General features: G+C 44.1%; 5 protein-coding genes. All 5 read left to right on the top strand.

The features are described 5' to 3' along the window. Window positions 1-19 precede the first annotated feature (19 nt). The 5 genes from E7L17_RS11515 (at window position 20) to E7L17_RS11535 (ending at window position 5,855) form a co-directional block, all read left to right on the top strand. Window positions 20-1,924, top strand: coding sequence for a nucleoside-diphosphate sugar epimerase/dehydratase (locus tag E7L17_RS11515; RefSeq protein WP_316323358.1), 1,905 nt, complete (start codon window positions 20-22; stop codon window positions 1,922-1,924). Between the two features lie 160 nt (window positions 1,925-2,084). Continuing rightward, on the top strand, window positions 2,085-2,936 hold the full coding sequence (locus E7L17_RS11520; RefSeq protein ID WP_316323359.1) for a CPBP family intramembrane glutamic endopeptidase: 852 nt from the start codon (window positions 2,085-2,087) through the stop codon (window positions 2,934-2,936). Between the two features lie 36 nt (window positions 2,937-2,972). After that, a complete protein-coding gene (locus tag E7L17_RS11525; protein WP_316323360.1) occupies window positions 2,973-3,587 on the top strand; it encodes a Type 1 glutamine amidotransferase-like domain-containing protein in 615 nt (204 codons plus the stop codon). A 176-nt stretch (window positions 3,588-3,763) separates the two neighbouring features. Then, a complete protein-coding gene (locus E7L17_RS11530) occupies window positions 3,764-4,195 on the top strand; it encodes a DUF523 domain-containing protein (RefSeq protein WP_316323361.1) in 432 nt (143 codons plus the stop codon). Window positions 4,196-4,367: 172 nt separating this feature from the next. Beyond that, window positions 4,368-5,855: a glycoside hydrolase family 10 protein gene (locus E7L17_RS11535; RefSeq protein ID WP_316323362.1), complete on the top strand. Its 1,488-nt coding sequence runs from the start codon at window positions 4,368-4,370 to the stop codon at window positions 5,853-5,855. Window positions 5,856-6,000: the final 145 nt, after the last annotated feature.

The raw sequence follows: 6,000 nt of genomic DNA on the forward strand, positions 1-6,000 counted from the left end.
GCATTCGGGAGTAGTTTACATGAAGAGTAAAAGGGTTAGTTTTTTTTACACGCTGTTTCAAATGATGTTGGACATCGTGTGTGTCTACGCCAGCTATTGGATTGCGTTTATTCTGCGGCTGGATAATAATATTACCCCAAATTATGTGGATGCTTTCCATCGCTTTATGCCCTGGGCAGCAATCATTTGCGTTGCAGTTTTTACTTTTGCAAAGTTTTATACTACCATGTGGCAATTTGCCAGTGTGGATGAGCTCATTCAGATTTGCTTTGGCACTGGCTTTGCCAGCGTGCTTCTGCTAGTACTGGGCTATACCTTGTTTAATCCAGAACGCTTCCCATTTACGGTGTATGTTATGGGTGGAATTTTGCTGCTACTATTTGTTGGTTTTTCGCGCTTTAGCTTCCGTTTGATGCGTAGAGCTAGAAAAAAGAACCAAATGGCAAGAAGCAAGGATAAGGAAGAATTCCACCGGGTTATGATTATAGGAGCAGGTGAGACCGGCTCTATGATCATTAAAGAAATGAAAAGCGCGCCTGAAACCAGCGGTATACCCGTTGTGGCAATTGATGATAACCGTGCCAAGCGCGGCAGCCGCATTCATGGTGTGAAGGTAGTAGGTGGCCGTGAAAGCATTGTACGTATGGCAACTCGCTACAATGTAGATCAGATTTTGCTTGCGATACCTACTTCTAAGAAAAAGGATTTGCAGGAGATACTGCATATCTGTTCGAAAACAGGCTGCCAGCTGAAAACCGTACCGGAATACAGTGAGGTGTTGGAGAACGGCGTCGACACAAAATCCATTCGAGATGTGGAGATTACCGACCTTTTAGGACGGGATGAAATCACACTGGATGTTGACGAAATCTGCGGTTATCTCAAAGACAAAACGGTTCTTGTGACCGGCGGCGGAGGTTCCATTGGCTCTGAGCTGTGCCGACAGATTGCACTGTTTAATCCGAAGAAAATCATTATATTCGATATCTACGAAAATAATGCATATGACCTGCAAAATGAGTTATTAATGCGCTTTAAGCGCCTGAATTTAGAGGTTTTAATTGGCTCCGTGCGCGATGCTAGCCGGCTTAACCACGTGTTTGAGGTTTGCCGCCCAGACGTTGTGTTCCATGCGGCGGCGCATAAGCACGTGCCATTAATGGAGCTAAGCCCCGGCGAAGCGGTGAAGAACAATGTGTTTGGCACATTAAATGTGGCAAAAGCGGCAGATAAATACGGCGTAAAGCGCATGGTATTAATTTCTACCGATAAAGCGGTAAATCCCACAAACGTAATGGGCGCAACAAAGCGCATTTGCGAGCTGATTATTCAGTACTTCAGCCGTAACAGCAAAACAGACTACGTGGCTGTTCGTTTTGGCAACGTGTTGGGCAGTAACGGCAGTGTCATTCCATTGTTTAAAAAGCAAATTGCTTCCGGTGGGCCGCTAACGGTTACCCACCCGGATATCATCCGTTATTTTATGACAATCCCCGAAGCAGCGCGTTTGGTTCTTCAAGCGGGCGGTATGGCAAGGGGTGGCGAGATTTTTGTGCTCGATATGGGTCAGCCCGTAAAAATTGCAGACCTTGCGCGCAATTTGATACGTCTCTCAGGCTATGAACCAGACCAAGACATTAAAATTGTTTATACCGGTCTACGCCCCGGCGAAAAGCTGTTTGAAGAGCTGTTACTCGACAGTGAGGGCGGCTGCGCGAAAACCTCTCACGAGCTAATTTACATCGGTACACCGATTCCGTTTAATGAGGCGACGTTCCTCAGCGAGCTGGATGACCTGCGCCACTGTGCGGGCATAAACAACGTGAAGATGATGGAAATCATTCATCGTTTGGTGCCAACTTACAGCGGTCATGCGGAGAAGAGCGATGCTCTTGCCCAGCAGGAGGAAGAAACAGAAGAATAAAGCCCCCGCTTTTGCGGGACAAAAAGGGCGAGTAGCGTTTGGCTGCGAGCCCTTTTTCTATTAGGTTCATATTTATTATTGGTGATGTGGTAATTCATAGACGGGTATGGTAAGATTATGCAATAGAATAACTTACGGAAGATTTTATGGAGAATCTTATATGAAAAAAAGAAACTTAAACCCGGTAAAACAGATAATGCTTATTTATCTAGCTTGCTTCGTGTTTCGTGTCTTTGAATACATGGTTCTTCGTACCGATCAAAGCATTTTTGGCGAAGCGTTCCTACATAAACTGGCGGGTATTGTTGTACTGGCGTTACTACTACGTTATTTTTCTTTCAAATGGGCAGATGTGGGATTCACCAGAAAATCGGCAATCAGAAATGCAGGTTATGGAGTACTTCTTGGGGCTGCCGTATTTATGATTGCATATGGAATAGAATTTTTTCTGCAGCTGTCAAGCGGCAGCAATCCTTCGCTTCAAATCTATGTTACTAGCTATGCAATTGACGGCAACCAAGGCAGACAGACCAGTTTGTTCTTTTTCGCATTTTGTTTGGTTGGCAATCTCATCAATGTGGTTATGGAAGAAGGTATCTTTCGAGGGCTGTTTATTAGACTGATGGAAACAAGATATTCATTTTTAAAAGCAACCATTTTTTCCTCTTTCCTCTTTGGAATATGGCACATTGCAGCTCCGGTACGCAGCTTGCTGGACGGTGAAACCAGTTCAGCAGGGGCCGCTATGTATGCGCTTATGCTTATTTTTACAACTGGTATTACGGGGGCAAAATTCTGTTTACTGACTAAAGTGACGGGGTCTCTTTGGATGCCGATGGCCGATCACTTTTTTAATAACACAATCATTAATTTATTGCATATTACAACCGTTTCTGGAGCAGATGAAATGCAAATTATCCGTATTTCCATTGCGCAGACAATATCATTTTTATTTGTACTATTTCTGTATATTAAAACCAAAGCGTATCAAAAATGCACCTTCCGTATTTAGCAGATATTTCAACAATTAAAGGAGTAAAGGGTATCTATGAAAAAGCTATTTTTATGCTCGTCATTTAAGGACGTGGCAGAGTTTCTGCCTGAATTTGCGTCAAATGATCTTATGGGCAAAACCGTAACCTTTATCCCGACTGCCGCTTTACATGAGAAGGTCAATTTTTTTGTAAAGTCCGGTAAAAAGGCATTAGAAAAAATGGGGCTAACGGTGGATGAGCTGGAAGTAACGACCGCAAAACCGTCTGAAATTATGGAGAAGCTGCAAAAGAACGATTTTATTTATGTTACAGGTGGGAATACGTTCTTCTTGCTCCAGGAACTGCGCAGGGTTGGTGCAGATAAGCTTATCATTGAGCAAATTGAAGCCGGAAAGCTATATATTGGGGAATCCGCCGGTTCATTGATTCTGGCACCAAACATTGAATATGTAAAACAGATGGATGACTGCAAAGAGGCTCCCGAATTAACGAGCTTCGATGCTCTAAATGCGGTTGACTTTTATCCTCTACCGCATCAAAATAGTTTTCCGTTCAAAAAAGCAGTAGAAAGAATTATCTTAAATTATGGCGATACAATTCCATTAAAACCAATAACCAATTCTCAAGTAATACTCGTTGAAGGCAGCGAAGTTAAGATTAGTGGATAATATCTGACCAAAAATGTTTTTTATTTCAGAAGTAGTTTAGCGAAAGCCGAACTACTTCTTTCCATACCGGATGAAGTTAAGTTACACGAAGTGAAAAATTCTTATTTGTGTAAAAAGTGTAGCAGGCTTGGTACAAAACAGTTTGAATCTAAGTTCAAAAGAAAGGGGATTTTTATATGAGAGTTTTGGTTAGTGCATGTTTAGTAGGTGAAAATTGTAAATATAACGGTGGTAATAATTACAATGAACAGGTAGTGGAATTTTTAAAAGGCAAAGAGACGGTTCTTATTTGTCCTGAATTATTAGCCGGATTAGGAGCACCCCGTAATAGCTGTGAGATTGTAAATGGACGAGTGTTTGATAATCAAGGTAATGACTTGGATACGGCTTTCAGAGAAGGGGTTAGCATCTCTCTTAAAATAATTCAGGAAGACACAATTGATTTGGCAATTCTCCAGCCAAGAAGCCCCACCTGCGGCGTACACCAAATCTACGATGGTACCTTTACCGGAAAATTGATTCCCGGAAGCGGAATATTTGCTTTAGAGCTAATAAAAAAGGGAATACGAGTAATAGAACCCGATGAGCTGCAAAAGGAGTACAATTGAGGTTTCGATTAAAGGGAAGGATTCAGGTAACTATTGGTAATTGCATATTTGCTATTGTGGAGGGGCTAGACTGTCTTTATAATGGAAATAAATCCAAAGTAAAATAAACCATGGAAAAAGACGGTATGACTGTGCGTATGAGTCAGGCCCAAACTGCAAGAGGAGAAATGCAATGAAAAAGCGACCTGTATGGGGAAGATGCCTAGCCGTCCTGATGACTGCCGTATTATTGGTGGTGTCAGCGATTCCGGCAGGGGCTCAACAAAGTACATCAGCCCACACGCTAATGATGGATACCAGAAGCTACCAGATGGCACCCGGTAATCTTTACGATGTTAGAGTTACGGTTAGCGGCGCAAACACAACCCAGTCAGATGTACGGGTATATTCTTCTCGTGACTCTGTGGCAAAGGTAAGCCGTATTGCCGGAACAGATCGCTACCGTGTTACTGCACTGCGGGAAGGAACGACCTATATTACCTCTGAGGTGTACGGTGTTCACGCTTCGGTTCGGGTTACGGTCACAAAGGGCGTAAAACAGCAGGGTGAGGCATGCCGGGCCATTACGGCAATTGGAACTGCCTCTTCCCAAACCGAAATGCGCGCCGTATGGATTCCTTATATGAGCCTGGATATTAGCTCACAGGCAGACCACAGTCAGGCGGCGTTCCAAAAAAGATATGATACGCTGCTTGCTCAAGCGAAAAATAGCGGGATGAATACCGTCATTGTTCATGTGCGTCCTTTTGGGGATTCTTTGTACCCGTCTTCTTACTACCCTTGGTCGCACCTGCTCACCGGAACACAGGGGCAAGCTCCGGGGTACGATCCGCTGGCGTATATGGTACAGGCAACTCATCGAGCAGGTCTGAAATTCCACGCGTGGGTAAATCCGCTTCGTATTTCACTCAAGGCATTGCCCAGTGCTTTTTCTTCGGATAATCCTGCGGTACAGTGGAAGAATGATTCCTCCAAACAAAATTGGACAATGAGCTGGAACGGAGAATGGTATTATAACCCCGGCGTTGCCGAGGTGCGTGACCTCATTACGTCCGGTGTGCAAGAGATTGTTCAAAATTATGATGTAGACGGCGTGCAGTTTGATGATTACTTTTACCCCACGACCGCCACTTCTATTGACAGCGTATCGTACCAAGAAAGTGGTAGCTCGCTGCCTGTTCTCGATTGGCGCTTACAGAATATCAACACCTTGATTTCGCAGGTATATACAGCCGTAAAGCAAACAAAGCCAACTGTATTGTTTGGAATCTCCCCGCAGGCGAATCTTCAAAATAACCGGAATATGGGGGCAGATGTTGCCACTTGGGGAAATCAGCCCGGGTATGTGGATTACCTTTGCCCGCAGCTCTATGTAAATTCCAGTCATGCAGTAATGCCTTTTGAGTCTACGGCGGCTACATGGCGCAAGCTGGTATCGAACCAGAACGTAAAGCTGTATTTCGGCCTGGCATTGTATAAAGCGGGCTCAAATGTAGATGGCGGCACATGGCTAAGCCCTAGCTCGCTCATGGCGTACCAGATTCAGAAGAGCAGAGGCCTAGCTTCCAACGGCTTTATGCTGTATTCCGCTGCTTACTTGGAGAACAGCCAGACTCGTACCGAAATGGATCAAGTAAAAAAGCTGCTTCGATTATCTTAAGCGGCCCGTAAAAAAGAGGAGCGGTTTTAAAACCGCTTCTCTTTTTTTTTGTTCAAACAACCACCGGCTGTGCCGGTGGAGCGAAAAAAGCTTTAGCGTTGAAAAGGACAAAAAAACTCCCTTTGTTGTAGAATAAGCATGCGGT

It is taken from the genome of Clostridium sp. (assembly GCF_032576335.1).
Taxonomy (GTDB): domain Bacteria; phylum Bacillota; class Clostridia; order Oscillospirales; family Acutalibacteraceae; genus Faecalispora.

Excerpts from the sequence above, each read along its gene's own strand:
- E7L17_RS11520 (WP_316323359.1), top strand. The coding sequence starts at position 2,085 with ATGAAAAAAAGAAACTTAAACCCGGTAAAACAGATAATGCTTATTTAT.
- E7L17_RS11525 (WP_316323360.1), top strand. The coding sequence starts at position 2,973 with ATGAAAAAGCTATTTTTATGCTCGTCATTTAAGGACGTGGCAGAGTTT.
- E7L17_RS11515 (WP_316323358.1), top strand. The coding sequence starts at position 20 with ATGAAGAGTAAAAGGGTTAGTTTTTTTTACACGCTGTTTCAAATGATG.
- E7L17_RS11535 (WP_316323362.1), top strand. The coding sequence starts at position 4,368 with ATGAAAAAGCGACCTGTATGGGGAAGATGCCTAGCCGTCCTGATGACT.
- E7L17_RS11530 (WP_316323361.1), top strand. The coding sequence starts at position 3,764 with ATGAGAGTTTTGGTTAGTGCATGTTTAGTAGGTGAAAATTGTAAATAT.